15 protein-coding genes and 1 pseudogene are annotated in these 19,801 nt (G+C 47.2%); all 16 read left to right on the top strand.

Going from position 1 to position 19,801, the window contains the following annotated elements; translation table 11 throughout:
• Nucleotides 1-58 precede the first annotated feature (58 nt).
• The 16 genes and pseudogenes from AC0QUU_RS14840 (at nt 59) to AC0QUU_RS14765 (ending at nt 19,720) form a co-directional block, all read left to right on the top strand.
• Nucleotides 59-1,732: an AAA family ATPase gene (locus AC0QUU_RS14840; protein WP_474543701.1), complete on the top strand. Its 1,674-nt coding sequence runs from the start codon at nt 59-61 to the stop codon at nt 1,730-1,732.
• Between the two features lie 470 nt (nt 1,733-2,202).
• Nucleotides 2,203-3,053 (top strand): annotated as a pseudogene (locus tag AC0QUU_RS14835) (tyrosine-type recombinase/integrase).
• Nucleotides 3,046-4,197, top strand: a complete 1,152-nt coding sequence (locus AC0QUU_RS14830; protein ID WP_474543699.1) for an IS91 family transposase — start codon at nt 3,046-3,048, stop codon at nt 4,195-4,197. Before AC0QUU_RS14835 ends, AC0QUU_RS14830 begins: the two are co-directional and overlap by 8 nt.
• A gap of 476 nt (nt 4,198-4,673) precedes the next feature.
• Nucleotides 4,674-5,468: an immunoglobulin-like domain-containing protein gene (locus tag AC0QUU_RS14825; protein WP_474543697.1), complete on the top strand. Its 795-nt coding sequence runs from the start codon at nt 4,674-4,676 to the stop codon at nt 5,466-5,468.
• A 20-nt stretch (nt 5,469-5,488) separates the two neighbouring features.
• Nucleotides 5,489-7,018 carry a tyrosine-protein kinase domain-containing protein gene (locus AC0QUU_RS14820; protein WP_474543695.1) on the top strand — a complete coding sequence of 510 codons (1,530 nt, stop codon included), beginning with the start codon at nt 5,489-5,491 and terminating at the stop codon, nt 7,016-7,018.
• 18 nt (nt 7,019-7,036) lie between these two features.
• Complete coding sequence (locus tag AC0QUU_RS14815; RefSeq protein WP_474543693.1) at nt 7,037-8,413, top strand: polysaccharide biosynthesis tyrosine autokinase; 1,377 nt, start codon at nt 7,037-7,039, stop codon at nt 8,411-8,413.
• A 6-nt stretch (nt 8,414-8,419) separates the two neighbouring features.
• Nucleotides 8,420-10,798, top strand: coding sequence for a LuxR C-terminal-related transcriptional regulator (locus AC0QUU_RS14810; RefSeq protein ID WP_474543691.1), 2,379 nt, complete (start codon nt 8,420-8,422; stop codon nt 10,796-10,798).
• A gap of 272 nt (nt 10,799-11,070) precedes the next feature.
• Complete coding sequence (locus AC0QUU_RS14805; protein WP_474543689.1) at nt 11,071-12,318, top strand: nucleotidyltransferase domain-containing protein; 1,248 nt, start codon at nt 11,071-11,073, stop codon at nt 12,316-12,318.
• 271 nt (nt 12,319-12,589) lie between these two features.
• Entirely contained in the window at nt 12,590-13,030 is a 441-nt protein-coding gene (locus AC0QUU_RS14800) for a hypothetical protein (protein ID WP_474543687.1), read from the top strand.
• Between the two features lie 97 nt (nt 13,031-13,127).
• Nucleotides 13,128-14,243: a radical SAM protein gene (locus tag AC0QUU_RS14795; RefSeq protein WP_474543685.1), complete on the top strand. Its 1,116-nt coding sequence runs from the start codon at nt 13,128-13,130 to the stop codon at nt 14,241-14,243.
• 186 nt (nt 14,244-14,429) lie between these two features.
• Nucleotides 14,430-14,792, top strand: coding sequence for a PqqD family protein (locus tag AC0QUU_RS14790; RefSeq protein WP_474543684.1), 363 nt, complete (start codon nt 14,430-14,432; stop codon nt 14,790-14,792).
• A gap of 4 nt (nt 14,793-14,796) precedes the next feature.
• The gene (locus AC0QUU_RS14785; RefSeq protein ID WP_474543682.1) at nt 14,797-15,207 is read left to right on the top strand and encodes a hypothetical protein; all 411 of its coding nucleotides are present in this window, start codon (nt 14,797-14,799) and stop codon (nt 15,205-15,207) included.
• A gap of 75 nt (nt 15,208-15,282) precedes the next feature.
• Nucleotides 15,283-16,419: a radical SAM protein gene (locus AC0QUU_RS14780; RefSeq protein ID WP_474543680.1), complete on the top strand. Its 1,137-nt coding sequence runs from the start codon at nt 15,283-15,285 to the stop codon at nt 16,417-16,419.
• On the top strand, nt 16,394-17,254 hold the full coding sequence (locus tag AC0QUU_RS14775; protein WP_474543678.1) for a hypothetical protein: 861 nt from the start codon (nt 16,394-16,396) through the stop codon (nt 17,252-17,254). Before AC0QUU_RS14780 ends, AC0QUU_RS14775 begins: the two co-directional genes overlap by 26 nt.
• Nucleotides 17,255-17,382: 128 nt before the next feature.
• On the top strand, nt 17,383-19,176 hold the full coding sequence (locus AC0QUU_RS14770; protein ID WP_474543676.1) for an ABC transporter ATP-binding protein: 1,794 nt from the start codon (nt 17,383-17,385) through the stop codon (nt 19,174-19,176).
• 61 nt (nt 19,177-19,237) lie between these two features.
• The gene (locus AC0QUU_RS14765) at nt 19,238-19,720 is read left to right on the top strand and encodes a S24/S26 family peptidase (RefSeq protein WP_474543675.1); all 483 of its coding nucleotides are present in this window, start codon (nt 19,238-19,240) and stop codon (nt 19,718-19,720) included.
• The last annotated feature ends 81 nt before the right edge of the window (nt 19,721-19,801 follow it).

The raw sequence follows: 19,801 nt of genomic DNA, 5'->3' as shown, positions 1-19,801 counted from the left end.
TGCGCCTCCCTTCCGGACGTAGTAAAATGAAACTACATCTGGAAGGGAGGCGTTTTATATGGGCTGGATACCGCTGCCGGTTGGCGTAGAGAATTTTGAGGATTTGATACAGACAGGATATTATTTTGTTGATAAAACCCTTTTTATCAGAGAACTGATCGATATGAAAGGAAAGGTAAATCTGTTTACCCGTCCCCGCCGTTTCGGGAAGACTCTGAACATGAGTATGCTCAGGTATTTCTTTGAAATGGGCAAGGCAGACAATGCGGAACTGTTTCAGGGGATGAAGATCATGGATGCAGGAGAAGAATATCTTGCTCATATGGGAAAGTATCCTGTGATCAGCATTTCATTGAAATCTATGAAACAGCTCACATATGATGACGCTTTCTACTGTCTGCAGGAGGAGCTGGCGAGGGAGTTCAAGCGTCATGATGAACTGCTGCCCAGACTTCTGTACGAGGAAGACAGGGAAAAATATCTCCGCTTTATCGGAAGAAAAGCGGAAACGAAAGAGTACCTGGACTCTCTGAAATTTTTATCGGAATGCCTGTTCCAATGTTATGGAAGAAAAGCAATTATCCTGATCGACGAGTACAACGTGCCTCTGGAGAATGCATATTTCAGCGGATTTTATGACAAAATGGTTTCCGTCATCCGGGCTCTGTTTGAATCAGCTTTGAAGACCAATGATAATCTGGAATTTGCTGTGATAACCGGCTGCCTGCGGATCAGCAAGGAATCGATCTTTACCGGGCTGAATAACTTGAAAATCATGTCCATAACATCAAGAACTTATGCAGAACATTTCGGTTTTACACCGGAGGAAGTGGAACAGATACTGAGAGATTATGGGCTTGAAGATAACCTGAAAATAGTAAAACAATGGTATGACGGCTATCGGTTCGGAGAGAGCGAGGTATATAATCCATGGAGTGTGATTAACTATGTAGATTCCTGCTATCATGATAAAAAAGCATTTGCGAAGCCTTATTGGTCCAATACCAGCTCCAACAGTATTGTAAAAAATCTGATCGAACAGGCAGATATTTCCTTAAAGCAGGAGATCGAGCGGCTGATTGAAGGCGGCACGATCGAGAAACCGATTCACGAGGATATCACCTACGACGATATGAATTCCACCCAGGATAATCTCTGGAATTTCCTGTTCTTCACCGGCTATCTGAAAAAGATCAGCGAGCGTCAGGAGGGAGAGACCATCTATATGGAAATGGCGATCCCCAACAGTGAAGTGCGGTATGTATATAAAAACGCGGTCCTGCGCTGGTTTGAGGAGAGAACCGAGAAGAAGGAACTGAAGCCGCTCTATGAAAGTCTGCTCAATGGAAAAGCAGATGAACTGGCAGAAATATTATCTGAGAATTTGATGGAAACCATCAGCTTTTATGATTATCAGGAGAGTTATTATCACGGATTCCTTGCAGGGATGTTAAAGAATATCGGGAACTATATCGTCCAGTCCAACCGGGAATCCGGGAACGGCAGGCCGGATATCCTGGTGAGATACCCGAGTGTGAGAGGGAAAGCCGTGATCATAGAGATTAAGGTATCAAAGACGTATCAAGGGATGGAAGAAAAGTGTGATGAAGCGCTGAATCAGATCGAGGAGCAGAAGTATGAGGAAGCGCTGCGGCAGGAAGGGTATCGGGATATCCTTAAATACGGGGTGGCGTTCTATCGGAAGGAATGCATGGTAAAACTGGCAGAATAGAGACGGGAACAGCCGGGAAAGCTTCAGGAAATGGGAAGCCCCGGTTGTTTTTTTTGAAGGAAGGCAGATGGAGGGGCCAGTCAGATAAATCGGAATTTTAATCAGATAATTTCTTGGAATAAAAGCCCGGAAATGCGTCGGAAACGGCGTGTTTCCGGGCTTTTATGTGTTTTCTGGACGAGATGGCTGCTAAGAGTAAATTGCCATTGAACAAAATCGCTGCGCGATGGCCTGCGGAGGATGTGGTGTAGCGATTTTTTGTTTCTTATGATAAAAACAGTGGAAAGCAAGTCCTAAAAGTAGTATTGTTAAGTCACCACAACGAAACAATCAAACAGGATCGACCTCTCCACTGCCTATGAAAAGAATACCATCCCTCCGCTTGGTTGGCAAGCGGTTTTATGATATAAATGCACCTCCATGTAATGCAGTGTTTTTGATCACTACTGATTTTATATGGAGGATTTATTATGTACGAAAAATATTTAGAAAAACTTGAGGAAGCCGGAAAAATCCGTAACCTCAAAGAGCGTTCTATCAACTGCTATAAAAACTATGTATCTTATTTCCTGAATTATGTAGATAAGGCTCCTGAAAAACTCACCTGTCAGGATGTCAGGGATTTTCTGCTTGCTAAAAAGGACGGAGGGCTGAAAGCTACCACTCTGAATCTTTACAATTCCGCCATCCGCTTTTTTACCGGAATGTCCTGAACATCCTTTGGGATGACATTATGGTTCCACGTATGATCCAGGAACACAAGCTTCCGATTGTACTGACTGCCGATGAAATCGACCATCTGCTGGACGCTGTCGATGACATCAAATACAAAGCCATGTTCGCAATCATGTATTCCTCTGGACTCCGGGTTTCCGAAGTGATCCATCTGCATTATGATGATATCTCGCGAACAAATATGCAGATCCATGTGCGGGATGCAAAGAACCGGATGGACCGTTATACGATCCTTTCCAAACGGTGCCTGGATATCCTTGCTCAATACTGGTTTGCAAAGGGCAGGCCTCGGGGAATCCTGTTTCCCAACAAATTTACCGGTAATTATCTGACGGTCAGTACACTGGAACAGGTGATGCGCCGGGCTGTATCAGATGCTGAACTTTCTGTAAAGGCAACTCCACACAGCCTGCGCCACAGCTTTGCAACACATTTGATGGAACAGGGAGTAGACCGGCAACATATCCAGACCCTTCTTGGACATCGCGATCCGAAATCCACGGAAATATATCTACATGTCAGCAACAAATCTCTGATGGGGATCCAGAGCCCATTTGACCGGAAAGAAGGTGCCGGCTATGAATAAACCAACCGTACAGGATATTTTTCATCGCTTTTATCCGGCATATCTTGAGAAATACACCCCTTCCCCTGAACAGGCAAAAGCCGCCCGGAACATTATAAACTGCAAAACAGGGGCATATGGCGCAAATGTCAGCATCTGTGAAGACTGCGGCGCTGTCCAGATCCATTATAATTCCTGCCGTAACCGCTGCTGTCCCATGTGTCAGGCAGTTCCGAAGGAAAAATGGATGGATGCCCGCAGGGAAGATATCCTGGATGCTCCCTATTTCCATCTGGTTTTTACTGTTCCGGATCTTTTGAATCCGATCATTTACAGTAATCAGAAGCTCCTTTATGATGCTTTCTATCATACGGCATCCGCAACAATCAGGGAATTGACGGAAGACCCCAGACATCTTGGCGCAAAAGTTGGCTATATCTTCATCCTCCACACATGGGGATCTGAGATGAACTTCCATCCCCATATCCATACCATTCTGCTTGGCGGAGGCCTGACCTCTGATAATCAGTGGAAAGATAAAGGAGAAGACTTCTTCCTTCCCGTTCAGATCATTTCCAAAGTGTTCCGTGGGAAATATCTGGAGGGGCTCAAAACCCTGTGGGAAGAGGATAAGCTGATTTTTCATGGTACTTCCGAGAAGTTCCGTAATCACTATGCCTTCAAGGAACTGCTGGATGCCTGTTATGGTACAGAATGGGTTACTTATTGCAAAAAAACATTTCATGGTGCCCAATCCGTGATCAAATATCTCGGGAAATATACCCACCGCATTGCAATCAGCAACCATCGGATCATCCGCATGGACGAAGAAACCGTAACGTTTTCCGTGAAAGATTACAGGAACAAAGGACGGTGGAAAGAGCTGACTCTTTCAGGATTTGAGTTTATCCGACGCTTTTTGATGCACGTTCCTCCTAAGGGATTTGTCCGGATCCGGCATTATGGGCTGCTCTGCTCCCGCAGCAAAAATAAAAAGCTTACTTTGTGCCGGAATCTCCTCGGCTGCAAAAAATATTTTTCCAGGCTGAAAAATAAAGAAATGCCCGAGGTATTAGAACTGCTTTATGGCATCAACATCTGCGTATGTAAAGCCTGTGGCGGACGTCTGGGGAAACCTCAGATTAAAGTTCCACAAAGGTGTTAAAGATTCTATTTTTTCATATTTTTTTAAATCTCAGTATCTGAGGTTTTATTGTTGTGCCGTTTTTTCTGCAATATCCGATTATTGTGGTTTACAGGAAAGAAATCTTGTATAATCAAGGTTAAGGACAAAGAATTGAAAATCCATAGGTACTGGCTACCCGGACGCTTACTTTGTTCAATTAGGTCAAATCGAAAATGGTGTAAACGAAGGGGCAGTTCACTGGAATGCCAAAACTGCTTTTTCGTTTACCCCATCATCGATTCTAACCTAATAAATTTGAAAGGGAGATATTTTTATTTATAAGCAAAAAATGAAAAAAATCTAAGACTTTGGTATGAGGCGGTGAAAAAGGCGACTGGGTATAATTACTTACGGACATTACTCATTTTTGAGCAGTATGGCAGAATCGTTCAGGTATAGAGTTCTGTTTCAGATACAGCAATGATTTTATAAAGAATGGAAGTAAGGGCAGACATATGAAAAAGATTAAGATTTTCAGCATTATCCTGTTTTTCTTTTCAGCCGCGGTTTATGCGGGATGCAGGGTATATGACGGCGCTGTGACCGATCATACGCCTCCGGTAATTACCGGAGAAGGACTGATTCAGGCGAGTGTGGCCGATCCCGAAGAAAAGCTGCTGGAAGGGATGCGTGCGGAAGACGACAGGGGCGGAGATGTGACGGAGTCTCTGGTAGTGCAGTCAATCTCAGGATTTGATGAAGAAGGAAGACGCACTGTGAATTATGCTGCGGCGGACAGCAGCGGAAATGTGGGATATTACAGCAGACAGCTGGAGTATACGGATTATCGGATGCCGACATTTTCTCTGAGTGCGCCGCTCCGTTTCCCTATGGGCACATCTTTTAATATTTGTTCCGGAATATCCGCAGAGAGCAGTCTGGACGGAAATCTTTCCAATAATATTAAATATACTCTGGACAGAACGGTATCGGCATCTGCTCCGGGAACGTATCAGATTGAATTCCGGGTGACAGACAGCGCGGGAAATACATCTTATCTTCCGACAGAACTGGAAGTGTATGATCCGAGAGACGAGCAGCTGGAAGTAACGCTGACTTCTTATCTTGTCTACCTGAATGTGAATGACTCTTTCCGTGCTTCCGACTATTTTCAGGAGTCTGAAGCAGGAGGGGAACCTGATATCGAATCAAATGTGGATACGTCCCAGGCGGGGACATACTATGTGGATTATACAGTAACGGAAGACGGTCTTATGGGGAAGAGCAGACTGATTGTGATTGTAAGATAACTGAGGAAGGAAAGTAATGAATGATGGAACAGCGGGGAGAAAGCGTGAAAGAGAATAACAGGACAGAAGAGAATGCCGGCAGAACTGTGACAGCTGATTTTTCTGCAATATTCCACGATATTCTGAAAAATATCTGGGTGGCGGTACTTGTGGGACTGTCTGTGTCATTTCTCGCGTATACAGCTGCCTGGATTACCTATAATCCGGAATATATGTCCCAGACAACATTTGTAGTTTCAGCCCGGGAGAGCAGCACAGGCGCCTATGCCAATCTGAGCCAGACCCAGCGGCTTGCCGAGTCGTTTAAGACGGTGCTGGACAGTCAGGTGCTGAAGAAAAGAGTGGCAGATCAGCTTGGTATGGATGCGTTCGCAGGCGTGGTATCCGTATCGATTGTGCCGGAGACCAATCTTCTGACGGTGTCTGTAACAGCAGGTTCCCCGACAGATGCTTTCCGGCTCCTGAACGGAATGCTGGAGCAGTATCCGGAAGTTACGGCGAACGTTCTGGGACAGGTTGTTCTGGAGGTTTTTGAAGAACCGAATTATCCGTCATATCCGACTGCCTCTTTTCAGGGAAACGATGTGATGAAGAAAGGATTCCTGGCAGGAACGGCAGTTATGCTTGTTCTTTTCGGTCTGCTTTCTTATTTCAAAGATACAGTAAAAAATGAAAAAGAAGTTGAGACGAAGCTGGATACCACACTTTTTGCGACAGTGCCCCATGAACGAAAGTATAAAAGCATAAAAGCAGTTATCAGGCGGGACAGAAAAAAACTGTGGGTAACAGAACCTTCAGTCAGCTTCGGCTTTGGAGAGACGATGAAAAAGATCCGTACAAAGCTGATTTATCAGCAGCGAAAAACAGGGGCAAAGGTACTGGTAATCAGCAGCGCGGCGCCGGGGGAGGGGAAAACAACCCTTGCGGTAAACCTTGCGCTTATGTTCGCGGAATACCCCCGGAAAGTACTTCTCATTGAAGGAAATTTAAGAGAAAGTTCTCTTGCGGCATATCTGGGCATCAATATGAAAGAAGTAAAGAGCTGGGGCGCATGCGCCGCCGCAAAAGGTGATCCGGAGGATACGGTTTATTACAGTGAGAAGCTGGGATTTCATATTATGCTGAACGGAGAATATACCCTGCGTTCCGCTGAGATTCTTTCCTCGTCACGTATTACCGGTTTTATTGAGAAAATGAAAGAAGAGATGGACCTGATCATTGTAGATGCGCCTCCGGTAAAGGGAAGGGCGGATACAGAGGCGTGGGTGCGCAGAGCAGATTTCTGTCTGCTTGTTACGAGACAGAACAGAGTCCTTTCCAAATATATCAATGACTCTGTCGATGTGCTGGAAGGACACAGCCATAAGCTGCTGGGCTGTGTATTCAATGACGTGCCGGGAAGGCTCGGCCTGCTGTCGTATGGTTATGGCTACGGTTACGGATACGGTTATGGATACGGCAGATACGGGAAGTACGGACGGTACGGAAAATATGGCAGATACGGGAAATACTATCCGCATAAACACAGGGAAGACCATGAAAAAGATTAAGAGGGCTATGAAACGGATATGAATACACAAAACGAGGAAAAGAACCGGGAAGAGGGATTAATTGATATTGTCGGTATACTGACAGATTATCTGAGGACGCTGCGCCGTATGTGGATATGGGTTCTGATTCTGGCAGCTGCCGGAGGCATATTCTCCTATGCCAGAAGCTGGATGGCATATACGCCGGTTTATACGGCTTCTGCCACTTTTACGATTACCGCAAGTCAGGACGGCATGTCACAGACAGAAGGGTCCTACAGCTTTTACGACAATTCAACGACTGAGCAGATGGTAAATACGTTCCCATATATTCTGACCAGCGGCGTGCTTTCGCGGCGCGCTGCCGAGACGATGGGGAGACCTGCAGTAAGCGGACAAATTGCGGCGTCTTCTGAAGAAAACACTAATCTGTTCACTTTGTCCGTGACAGATACGGACGCCGAGCTGGCCTACAGGACGCTCCAGGCGGTAATTGAATGTTACCCTGAAGTGTCAGAAGTGATTCTGGGGAGGACGAATATGGAACTGCTGGATGAGACCGGAATCCCGGCATATCCGGACAATCCGAGAAACAGTTCCCGGGATGCGGTAAAAGGCGCCGCGGCGGGCTGCGCGCTTGGCCTGATCTGGACGGGCGCAGTGATGCTGAGCAGAAATACTATAAAAAGAAAAGAAGATTTCCAGAAGCGGGCAAATATGAAATGCCTCGGGGAGATTCCCCAGATTGCCATGAAAAGGAGAAGCCGGGACAACGGGCATATTATTAACATTCTGAATGAAAAAACAGATCCCGGATTTGAGGAAGCGCTGCAGATGATTCGAAGTAAAGTTGAATACAGCGTATGGAGACATCATTCAAAGACCATACTGGTAACAAGCGCTCTTGCAGGAGAAGGGAAAAGTACGCTGGCAGTGAATCTGGCGCTCTCGTTTGCCCGGAACGGAAAGCGCGCCGCGTTAATTGACTGTGATCTGCGCAACCCTTCAAACCGCCGGATATTCGGCATGGAGGAAGGACCGGGATTGTATGAAGTTCTGTCGGGTGAGGCAAAGCTTCATGATGTACTGATAACGGGAAGGGCCCTGGGGATGGATGATGAATTCAGATTTTATTTTCTCCCCGGCGGCAGGGCGGTGGAAGACGGCTCCAGACTTCTCGGCAGAGAGAGAATGCGGAAGATCATTGAGGTACTTGAGAAAAAAGTGGACATTGTGATACTGGACAGCGCTCCGGCCGGCATGCTGACAGATGCCGGCGTACTCGCGCAGTATGCAGACAGTGCATTATTCGTTATCAAAAAGGATTATGCAGGCACATCTCATATTATGGACGGTCTGGAAGAACTGGCAGAGAGCCGTGTCCACCTGATCGGAGGAATTCTGAACGGAGTATAACAGGATATGAATCTTAGAAATGTGACCATCGACAAGACTGCGCGAATAGAAGAGCTGCTGAAAGAGCATCTTGCAGTCTGCCTGATCGGCCTGCCCGGAACGGGGAAAAAAACAGCGGTACGGATTCTGCTTGAAAAGCATCCGGAAATAAATCCGGTGTATTGTTCTGTAGAAGAGATAGAAAATCTGAGCGCTCTGGAAAAAAGAAAACAGGACAGTAAAAACTGGTATCTGATCCGGAAGCCGCAGGAGAACCGGTATCCCGATTCGGGCCAGGGCTTCTGGAGATTCATACAAAGGATGCCCGGAGAGGATCGGATTTTTCTCGCTGCAGATGGAATGATGCCTGAGAGTTTCCTGGAATTTGTCTGGAACGGCATCATGGCGGCGGTCCTGCCTGAGAGTTTCTGGTTCACGGAAGCAGAGACCTACCGGTATCTGAAAGAATGCCGGAGCAGCCTGCATTACCGGGAAGTACAGTATCTGACAGGGGGATGGGCCGGCTGTATCGCCATGCTGGTGCGTCTGGAGAAGCAGCTGGGAACCCATTGGACAGCGTGGGAGCTTTGCAGCAGATATGAGATCCGAAGGTATATACGGGAAAAGATTCTGAAGAGCATGCCGGCTGAGGAACTGCGTGTACTGAAGGAGCGGGCGGCATTCTCATATCTGAACAGAGAACTGTCTGAAGTACTCTGGGAAGATCCGGAGAGAGAGCTGGAAGAACGGCTGTTCGCGCGCGGGGCGATGGTTTATGTCCCCGGCAGGGAGTCCTGGCATGTACAGCCTGCGCTTCGCATAGCGGTTGACAGATATACATCTCAGGAACTGTGTGGGAAAGCAGTGGCGTGGTACGAGGAACACGGGCGTATTCAGGACGCGCTGGCGTGCTGCTGGTACCGCCAGGATAAAGAGGAATATCGGGACTGCCTGATAAGAAATTATGACAAAATATCATTTCTGAATTATGACGATCCGGGCAGGCCGGAAGAAGACAGAGAGATACCGGAACTGTTTTATATCAGGTGGATGGATGCAGTTCTGCGGCAGGATACTGTACAGATGAAACGGTTGAGACAGCGCCTGCCGGATATCATGGAACATCCGCCGCAGGATGAAGCCGCCGGGCGCAGAATGACGGAGATCTGCCTGAATATAGCATATACTGATCCGGAGATTACCGCAAAGGAGTGGATGGAACTGCTGCGGGAAAAGACCGATCCGGAGCATACTGTGCGGCTGTATTATATGCTGGGAGAATCAGTATCTTATCTGAGTGGAATAAGAGATCTCTCAGAATTGTTTGCCTGTGAAAAAAAGGAAAGGGAAAAATATCAGAGGCTGTGGGAGGAACGTCTGGATCAGGAAAATCATATTCCATACCGGCTGGCAAGGATGGAATATGATTATCAGACAGACGCGGCCCGTGTCCGCAGCGGGAAATGGCTGGAAGATATGCCGGAAACGGCAGAGGATACACTGTGGCAGATCCGGCTGGGCGTTATGTATCTCGCCTACCTGTTCGCGGACGGGGAGGCGCCCCAGGACCATGTGCGGAAATATATCCGTGAAATGGCGACCTCTCTGGCAAATGAAGAATCACAGATCTGCCGGTGGAACGCCAGGGCGCTTTACTATCTGGCGGAAGCAAGGTGGGGAGAAAAGGAAGATCTGATGAGGTGGATCCGGGAGACCGGAGGAGACATTGGAAATGACGCGGGAAAGACAAGGTTTTATCTGACTGCCGAAGTGAAGATCAATATGTATCTGGGAAATTACAGTCAGGCCGAAAGTATTCTCCAGACGCTGATCCCTTATTTTGAAAAAAACAAGAACAGGCGGTGGCTGGCAGAGACCCTTTTTCAGAGAGCAATTGCGGAGCGGGAGCGGGGAGAAAACGGACAGGCTCTGAAAACAACAGCCGAATCCCTGGCGGCAGCCAATCCGTGCCGCTATGTAAGACTCTATACGGGATACGGCAAGAGAGGCGCGGAGCTTTTGGAGGAGCACAGAAAATGGATAGAGAGTTCGGATGTTCTGTATCATCAGAAAAAGAAAAAATATAAATACGGAAGCGTCCTGAAAATGCCCCTGGAAGACTGGATTGACTATATTATCAGAAAGGCAGGGCGGCAGAAGAAACATTATCTGGATCTTACAGAGGATCAGCAGAATATATACCGGGTGGAAAAACTGACAGTGACAGAGCTGATGGTGCTGCGATATCTTGAAAAAGGATACAGCAACGCGGCAATCGGAAAAACAATGAACATCCGGCTTTCTACTGTGAAGAGTCACATTTATAATATTTATAAAAAACTGGGAGTTACTACCCGGATACAGGCAGTGCAGAAAGCGCGGGAAACAGGGATTCTTCAGGATTAAAAAACGACGAAAAAAGGGAGGATTATCTCATGCTCAGGTATGAGGTTTCCTCCTTTTTTTGGTGATAAAATAGTTCTACTTCGAAGATGAAATGAAAATCAGTGACTGTTCAAAAAAATATTCAGACAGTTACTCTGGAAATTTCTGGAAGAAAATACTGGAAAAATATAACAATACTAGTATAAAATACCATTGAGGGCAGCGATGCCCGGACTCATGCATGCATATTACCAGAATCAGTAAAAAACAGAACAAAGAAGGTACATATAAAGATGAGTGCGATTAGTAATAAAATGCTGGAAGCGTTTCGCTGCTTCCTGAATGGTGAAAAAGTATTGTGGGAGGACAGTATGTCTGAGGAAGACTGGTCAGATCTGTTCCGGCTCAGCCAGCATCATCAGATTCTCCCGATGATATATGAAACTGTATATACCTGTCCGTCGTTCGCGTCGTGTCCGCCGGAAATGGTGCCGATGCTCAAGGGGCAGGTGATCCGCCAGGTGATGACGCAGAGCAGAAAGACAGAAGAATTCCTGGAACTGTACAGCAGGCTGACAGAAAAAGGTCTTACTCCGCTGGTAGTCAAAGGGCTGGTCTGCCGGGAACTTTATCCGGAACCGGATTACCGCTGCTCCGGAGATGAAGACGTATTGATACCGGAAGAGCAGTTTAAGCTGTGTGATCAGGTGTTCCGGCAGAACGGCATGGATATGCTGGTGCCGGATCTGGACCCGGAGGCGGAAGGAGAAGTGCCCTATTACAAAGTGGGAGGCATGCTGCACATCGAACTGCACAAGGAACTGTTTTCTTCTGAGTCAGAGGCTTACGGCGGCCTGAACGCAATGTTCGCGGAGGTATTTGACAGGAAAATACAGACTGAAATCAAAGGCGTGCCGGTTTATACAATGTGCCATACGGATCATCTCCTCTACCTGATCCTTCATGCGTTTAAACATTTTCTGCACAGCGGCTTCGGTATCCGGCAGGTATGCGACATTGTGAGATATGCGGAGGCTCACGGCTCTGAGACCGACTGGCAGTATATCCTGGAAAAGTGCAGAGAGATCCATGCAGATGTATTTGCCGCGGCTCTTTTCGATATCGGGAAGAAAGAACTGCTGTTTGACGAGACAAAAGCATGTTATCCGGAAAGCTGGGCCGCATTGGAAGAGGACAGCGCGGATATGCTGGAAGATCTGATTGACGGAGGCGTATTCGGAGATTCCAGTATGAGCAGAAAGCACAGCAGCAATATTACCCTGCAGGCAGTCAGTGAAGACAGGAAGGGAAAGAAAGCGGGCGCGCATGTATTAAGCTCCATTTTCCCGGACAGAAAATATATGGAACGTACATATCCCCGGCTGAAGAAATATCCGTTTCTTCTTCCCGCGGCGTGGGTATCCCGGATCTGGAAATATCTGCGGGAGAGCGGCAAGCAGGGGAATAATGACGCCAGAGAAAGTATAGAGATCGGCAGTCACAGAGTTGATCTGATGAAAAAATATAAAATTATACAGTGAATAAATATGCAAAAATACACCCGATGTACAGTCAGATGTAACCTGAAATTCGGGATGGAAAGAAAAAGTTTATTGAAATACTTGAATTTCAGATTTTTTTGGCGTAAAATAATTCCGTGAAGGTTTTTTGAGTTCAGGCAATAAAGCGGATGTTGTTATGAGAATGCACCATTGATCTGACAGCTCGCAGGGATTAATAATGACGATGTACGTCGCTTTGTCATAGAATTATCAAATGGACAGTGAATCATAGTTGGGAGGTACATTGATTATGAAAAGATGGGTAAAACCGAGAACGGAAGTACAGGTATTTGAGGCGAATGAGTATGTAGCGGCTTGCTGGGCGATTGCGTGTACTTATGGTATTCAGGGAGGAGAAGCAGGAATAAATAATCCTAATATGGCGCGGTATGAAGGAACTGGGGCAACACATACTTTACGAAGCGATGGAACCGGCTGCGGACATGAGGATAACCAGTACATAACAAAAAATGACAATGGTTCCTTTTCCGTTATGGAAATAAATACATCGGGGCTTGGCAATCTTAATACACGTTTGACAAAAAACTCTAATTATCACTGGCTTTCATCAAGTATCAGCGATGTAGAGCCGGGGGACACTATTTACTGGACTACGTCATCCGGGAATAGAACATGGTATCATATGGGAACAGTATCTACAGCTGATTATGGCCATCCGAATCGCTCATAATTTTCAGTTACATAGAGAAAAATAAAAGAAAGACAAGGAGTGTCACATGCGGGGTTATGTCCTGCCAGGGCACTCTTTTTTTGGAGGAATAGCGAATATGGATCCGATGCCAATGGAAACGAATACAATGGAAAAGAGGATGCTGCGCCGGGCGTCGGCAGCGCAGCGGCCCATTAACGGAAGTCTGGAACTTCTGCCCCTCTGCAATATGAACTGTGATATGTGTTATGTGCGGCTTAGCGCCAGGGAGACAGAGGCAAAAGGCGGGCTGCGTACGGCAGACGAATGGATCAGCCTTGGTCGGGAGATGCAGAAGGCCGGAGTGCTGTTCCTTCTTCTGACCGGCGGGGAACCTCTGCTTTTTCCTGATTTTCGGAAACTGTATGTAGAGCTCAGGCAGATGGGAATGATCCTGACTGTCAATACCAACGGCACACTTCTGGATGAAGGATGGGCGGATTTTTTCGGCAGATACAAACCCCGGCGGATTAACATTACCCTTTACGGGGCGGACGACAGCTCCTATGAGAAACTCTGTCATTATCCCGGAGGATTTGAGAAGGCGAAAAAAGCGATCCGGCTGCTGAAAGATCGGGGCGTGGATGTGAAAATCAATGGCAGTGTAACCAGAACCAACCGTAATGATATGGAGAAAATATATGCCATTGGCCGGGAGCTTGAGGCGCCGGTCCATATGGATACCTATATGCTGCCCGGTATTCATGAGAGAAGGAGGCCCTTTGAAGAACAGGCCAGACTGATGCCGGAGGAAGCGGCCGCGGCAGAACTGGAGACAATACGGGCTGAGATGGATCCGGAGCTGTTCCCGGTGTATGTAAAACAGAAACTGGAACAGACAGAACAGACTGTAACCGGATATCCGTCCGGTATCACCTGTATGGCAGGAAACTGTTCTTTTGCAGTGAACTGGCAGGGAGAGATGCGTCCATGCGTTACGCTGGAAGAGCCGTCTGTACCTGTATTTAAAACCGGATTTGAGGCTGCCTGGCGGGAAATATCCGAAAAGGCGAAGAAATTCAGGATTAATGATAAATGCACAGAATGCCCGCTTCGCCCCATATGTAAAACATGTGCTGCCAGCGCCTGGCTGGAGACAGGCAACTACGACGGCCTGCCGGAATATCTGTGCAGATATGCGGGAGAGTATAAAAAACTGCTTTTGAAAGAAATGGAAAAGACGACTGAAATGTAATGATTTCCTGATTTGGATGCAAATGTAATAAAATGTCAATTATATGTAATAAAGTGTAAAAACATTCAAAAATGCCCATAAATTGTGAATTTTTTATAAAAAAACTGTGTTTTTCATCATTGACAATCAAATAAGTTGTGCTATAGTAATGAGATAGATATGATAGGTAAACAGGGGAGGAATATATTGGAGAGAAAAGAAAAGTCATCCGAGATGCTCTCCGGTTCCGATTCTCAGGAGCATCTTCCGGAAAATACAAAAGAGGAAGGCGTCAGGATGTTTAAAGCAAACCCCGATTTCCTGCTGAGAAATGTGGCAGGAGAAGCCGTACTGGTGCCTGTCGGCGAAGCGGGGATATTTGAGAACAGCGTAATATCGCTGAATGATACCTGCCGGTTTTTGTGGCAGGCGTTTCAGGAGCCAAGGACAGTGGAAGATGTGATCGCTGAGGCGAGAAAAGAGTATTCTGACCCCGATGGCGAACTGGAACAGGGCGTAAAAGATTTTGTCAGAGAATATTTAAGATATGGATTGTTGAAGGAGGAGTAAGATTATGGGAAGAAAAGTGTGGAGAAGACCGCTGACCAGAGTGCAGCAGTTTGAGGCGAATGAATATGTTGCGGCTTGTGGAGACAGTGGAGTGGAATATTATTTTGAATGTAATGCGCCTAGAGGAACACTTTACTATTATCCAAATAGGGACGGCGCTGTAGATGGAGTCCATGTGGATAGGGGCCGCGAACGGCTTGGTGGGTACAAACCGTGTGAAGATAAACATGTTACCTCAGCGATAAATGATTTTTATGATGGATTTGTAGATTATAATGGAAATGGAAGGCAGGATTCTGGAGAAGGCGTAATTGTTTGGCTTGAAATGGGGTGGTCCATTTTTGGCCCATATATAGATGATTATCATGCAACTAAAAACCTCGATATGGACTCTTGGGAGACAACTAGATCATAATATTTAACTACATAATCACGATAGACCGGAACAGCCCTCCGGTCTATTTTATTTACCCCGAAAGGAGACCATCCTATGGAACAATTAGAAGGCGCAACCACAGTTGAACGCATGATTCTCGATCAGGCAAAGCGCACCCGCACCCCGGCCAACGGGAGTATTGAACTACTCCCCCTCTGTAACATGAACTGTGATATGTGTTATGTCCGGCTCAGCAGAGAGGAGATGGAACGGCAGGGAAGGCTTCGCACCGCAGACGAGTGGCTGGAGATCGGCAGGCAAATGAAGGATGCCGGAGTCTTATTTCTTCTGTTGACAGGCGGAGAACCCTTCCTGTATCCTGATTTCAGAAAGCTTTACCTTGGCTTTCGGGATATGGGCATGATTTTGACTATTAATACCAACGGTACGCTGATTGATGAAGACCTGGCCGGGTTCCTGGGAAAATATAAACCCCGCAGGGTAAATATTACTCTTTACGGGACTGATGAAGAGACTTATGCGAATTTGTGTCATTATCCCGGCGGATTTGAGAAGACACTGCGGGGTATCCGTCTGCTCCGGGAGAACGGCGTGGACGTGAAGGTGGGCGGCAGCCTTACCCGGGCGAACAGGGATGATCTTGACAAATTACTGGATGTCCAGGAAGAACTGGAGATTCCGGTTCGGGTTGATACCTACATGATGCCGGCGACAAGAGAGCGCGACCTGCCTTACAACATGCAGTCCCGTTTAAATCCGGAGGAGGCGGCGCAGGCGAGAATCCATGCGTTGAAACGAGAGATGGGGCCGGAGCTGTTCCCTCAGTATGTACAGCAGTCAATTTACAGGGCGGATCACCCGGAACCGGCAGAAACAAAACCGGGACACATGTCCTGTATGGCGGGGCAGTGTTCGTTCACTATTAACTGGCAGGGTGAAATGCGCCCCTGTGTGATTTTGAGTGAACCGGCTGTTTCTGTATTTGAGGTCGGCTTTGAGAATGCGTGGAAGTATATTGTGGAGGAGACTGGCAAGATACTGTTGAATGCGAAATGCAGCACATGTCATATGAGACATCTCTGCCGGACCTGCGCGGCCAGCGCTCTGCTGGAGACGGGAAGCTACGATGGCGTGCCGGATTATATGTGCCGGTATGCGGAAGAGTCTTTGAGATTACTGAGAGAAGAATGGGAGAAGATACAGAATGGACAGGATATTTCAGATCGGTGACTTCGTGTTCAGACTATGCTGTCCGGAGGAAGTAATGCCGCCGGAAAATTTTATGAAGTTTGAATGCGAATCAGACAGCGCTGAATACACTTATCAGATAAATGTTTCAAACACACTTCCTGATCCGGAGGGAAAGCTTATCGCGCAGCGTCCGGATCTCGCTGTATTTCGATGTGAGACAGAAAAGAGGGAGAACTTTGAGTGCCGTCTGATCGGCGTAAAAGGGCGGCCGGAGCCATATGCCTGTTACCGGGAAGTGACAGAGGACAGGGCGGAGATTGCGCTTGTAAGAGATGAGATCAAAGAACTGCATATCGATCCGATGTTCACTTCACTTCTTGCTTTAGAGCGCCGTCTTGTGAAGAAGGATAGTATGATTCTTCATTGCGCATATGTGGAATATCAGGGAGAAGCCATCCTCTTCTCCGCGCCATCGGAGACAGGTAAGACGACACAGGCAAACCTGTGGGAGAAGTACCGGGGAAGCCGAACGGTAAACGGCGACCGTTCTCTTCTCGGAAAGATTGACGGCAGATGGACGGCGCAGGGATGGCCGGTATGCGGCACGTCGGAAGTGTGTTTTAATGAGACGGTCCCGATCCGGGCGGTAGTTATGCTGAGCCAGGCGGAGGAAAACCATGTGGAGAAACTGTCTCCCGGCCGGGCCTTTCCGCTGCTGTACAGCCAGATTACAGTAAATAAGTGGAATATGGAGGATCATATCCATACAATGGATCTGATTGAAGATTTCCTGAAAAAGGTACCGGTATATCACCTGGGATGTACGATTTCTGAGGAAGCGGTAGATTGTCTGGAGAGGGTTCTGTCAATTTGACAGATTGCTTTTTTAATCAAAAATAGTATAATTGTTCGCAGAACGGGCGCGGCGCGCCTGTACGGGCAGGATTCGCCGCGGCAGATCCTGCCGGGGAAGCGTGTTAAAGTCTGAAAAAGAGGTGAATTATGGACGAAGAGAATCAGCAGAATGAAAATAAAAATCCGGCCTTCGAATCTCTGGATATACTTATTTCCAGATGGAAGGACGGAACTTTCGCAGAGATTATAGACGACTGGAAGTGGATTTTCAGCTACAGTGTCAGATACAAAGGCGCCATTGCGTTTTATCTGATCCTGGGTATTTTCAGCACCTCCATGGGACTGGTCAGCAGTGTGGCGAGCAAATACATGATTGATATTATTACCGGGCATGATTCCAGCAGGCTGTGGGTCATGGTTTCTATCATGGTAGGAAGCACAGTGTTCAGTCTTGTGTTCAGCAGCATTATCAGCCGGATCACCGCAAAACTGAGCATTGATATTAACAATGATATTCAGGCGGATATTTTTGACAAGATTGTGGATGCGGACTGGCTCTCTCTGAATCAGTATTCCAATGGAGATATTCTGAACCGTTTTAACGGAGATATCGGTACGGTCAGCAGCAATGCCATCAGCTGGCTTCCTACTATCATAATAGCAATTTACAATTTTATAGCCACGTTTTTTGTGATTCTGCATTATGACTGGATCATGGCTGTGATCGCTCTGGGAAGCGCGCCGTTTATGCTGCTCATGTCCCGGTTTATGATTAAAAAACAGAGGGACTACAGCAAGAAAGTCCGTGAGATGAGTTCGGATCTGATGACATTTGAAGTAGAGGCCATCTATAATTTTGATACGATCAAGTCTTTTGGCATCGCGCCTCACTACAGTAAGAAAATGCGCTGGTGGCAGGGAAAGTTCCGGGATATCAGTCTGAAGTACAACATGTTCAGCATCAAGACCAGTATTCTCATGTCTGTCATGGGAACTCTGGTTCAGTTTCTGGCGTTCGGATACTGTCTGTTCCGTCTGTGGACCAATGATATTACATATGGAACAATGACATTGTTCCTTCAGCAGCGGAGCAAACTGTCGTCGGCATTCAGCAATGTGGTGTCCATTATTCCGTCATTTCTGAACAGTTCCGTATCTGCCCACAGAATCCGTGAACTGGTGCAGCTCCCAAGGGAAGTTCATATCCCTGAGAGCAGCGAGATGGACCGGTATGTGGAAGACGGATTCCGGGTTCGGATGAAAGATGTGAATTTCTCTTATGTAGAGGGAACCCGTGTGATTACAGAATCTGCATTTGAGGCCAACCCCGGTGAAATTGTTGCTCTGGTAGGCCCTTCCGGTGAAGGAAAGACTACAATGATCCGTCTGATTCTGGGACTGATCCGTCCCCAGGACGGCACAGTCAGTCTTAGTGCGTCGGATGGAAAAACGATAGAGATGAACGCGGAAACCAGGCATCTTTTTGCCTATGTTCCTCAGGGAAATACAATTATTTCCGGCACAATCGCGGAAAATATGCGCATGGTGAAAGAGGACGCTACAGACGAGGAGATTATCGAAGCCCTGAAAGTGTCCTGCGCCTGGGACTTTGTAGAGAAGCTGCCGGATACGATTAACAGCAATGTAGGAGAAAGAGGCCGCGGACTTTCAGAAGGACAGGCCCAGCGTATTGCCATTGCAAGAGCTGTTCTGAGAAATTCACCGGTGCTGCTTCTGGATGAGGCAACATCGGCTCTGGATGTGACGACAGAACGGACGGTACTGCGCAACATAGTAAAGCAGCATCCGAATAAAACATGTATTGTAACTACACATCGTCCCAGTGTACTGAATCTGTGCCAGAGAGTTTACCGTGTTATGGAAACAAAAGTAACGGAACTCAGCGAAGAAGAATCCAGCCGCATGGCTATGGATTTCTGACAGAATTTCAGGGGGGAATATTTCTGCCGGGGGAAGTGCAGAGGCGAAAGGAGAGTCCGGAATGGCCGGGAAAGTTGTAGATACAAGAGAATATGTATCCGTACTTCGGGAGATCGCCGAAGAAGGAAAGGTGGTTTCCATGCTGATCGCAGGGAGCAGTATGTCGCCATTTCTCTGTCACAACCGGGATTATATTTATTTCACCAGACCGGACAGAGAGCTGCGCAGAGGAGATATGGTTTTCTATCAGAGGGACGGCGGACAGTATGTGATGCACCGCATATACAAAAAAAGGGGAGACGCCTATTATATGGCGGGCGACGCGCAGGTTCAGGTTGAGGGGCCGCTAAGGCGGGATCAGATATTTGCGCGGGTTATTAAGGTGAAGCGGAAGGGCAGGATGCTGGAGCCGGGGGACTTCTGGTGGGAGTTTTTTGAACATGTGTGGATACGGATTCTTCCGGCCAGAAGGATTATTACAGGGCTGTATGCGATATGCACAAGGCGGAGGCATCCCGGCGACAATGAATCGGCAAAGGGCTGAAATATATGGAAACCTGACGGATTATGTTCTCAGCCATGAGGAAATATGCTATAATGTCAGGATGAAATCGTCAGTCTGTCA

The organism is Mediterraneibacter sp. HA8405 (assembly GCF_056148955.1).
The sequence above is the reverse complement of the archived record's forward strand: the minus strand, read 5'-3'. Positions and strand labels throughout refer to the sequence as shown.

Excerpts from the sequence above, each read along its gene's own strand:
- AC0QUU_RS14795 (WP_474543685.1), top strand. The coding sequence starts at position 13,128 with ATGGATCCGATGCCAATGGAAACGAATACAATGGAAAAGAGGATGCTG.
- AC0QUU_RS14810 (WP_474543691.1), top strand. The coding sequence starts at position 8,420 with ATGAATCTTAGAAATGTGACCATCGACAAGACTGCGCGAATAGAAGAG.
- AC0QUU_RS14805 (WP_474543689.1), top strand. The coding sequence starts at position 11,071 with ATGAGTGCGATTAGTAATAAAATGCTGGAAGCGTTTCGCTGCTTCCTG.
- AC0QUU_RS14830 (WP_474543699.1), top strand. The coding sequence starts at position 3,046 with ATGAATAAACCAACCGTACAGGATATTTTTCATCGCTTTTATCCGGCA.
- AC0QUU_RS14840 (WP_474543701.1), top strand. The coding sequence starts at position 59 with ATGGGCTGGATACCGCTGCCGGTTGGCGTAGAGAATTTTGAGGATTTG.
- AC0QUU_RS14825 (WP_474543697.1), top strand. The coding sequence starts at position 4,674 with ATGAAAAAGATTAAGATTTTCAGCATTATCCTGTTTTTCTTTTCAGCC.
- AC0QUU_RS14815 (WP_474543693.1), top strand. The coding sequence starts at position 7,037 with ATGAATACACAAAACGAGGAAAAGAACCGGGAAGAGGGATTAATTGAT.
- AC0QUU_RS14770 (WP_474543676.1), top strand. The coding sequence starts at position 17,383 with ATGGACGAAGAGAATCAGCAGAATGAAAATAAAAATCCGGCCTTCGAA.
- AC0QUU_RS14765 (WP_474543675.1), top strand. The coding sequence starts at position 19,238 with ATGGCCGGGAAAGTTGTAGATACAAGAGAATATGTATCCGTACTTCGG.
- AC0QUU_RS14820 (WP_474543695.1), top strand. The coding sequence starts at position 5,489 with ATGATGGAACAGCGGGGAGAAAGCGTGAAAGAGAATAACAGGACAGAA.
- AC0QUU_RS14775 (WP_474543678.1), top strand. The coding sequence starts at position 16,394 with ATGGACAGGATATTTCAGATCGGTGACTTCGTGTTCAGACTATGCTGT.
- AC0QUU_RS14780 (WP_474543680.1), top strand. The coding sequence starts at position 15,283 with ATGGAACAATTAGAAGGCGCAACCACAGTTGAACGCATGATTCTCGAT.
- AC0QUU_RS14785 (WP_474543682.1), top strand. The coding sequence starts at position 14,797 with ATGGGAAGAAAAGTGTGGAGAAGACCGCTGACCAGAGTGCAGCAGTTT.
- AC0QUU_RS14800 (WP_474543687.1), top strand. The coding sequence starts at position 12,590 with ATGAAAAGATGGGTAAAACCGAGAACGGAAGTACAGGTATTTGAGGCG.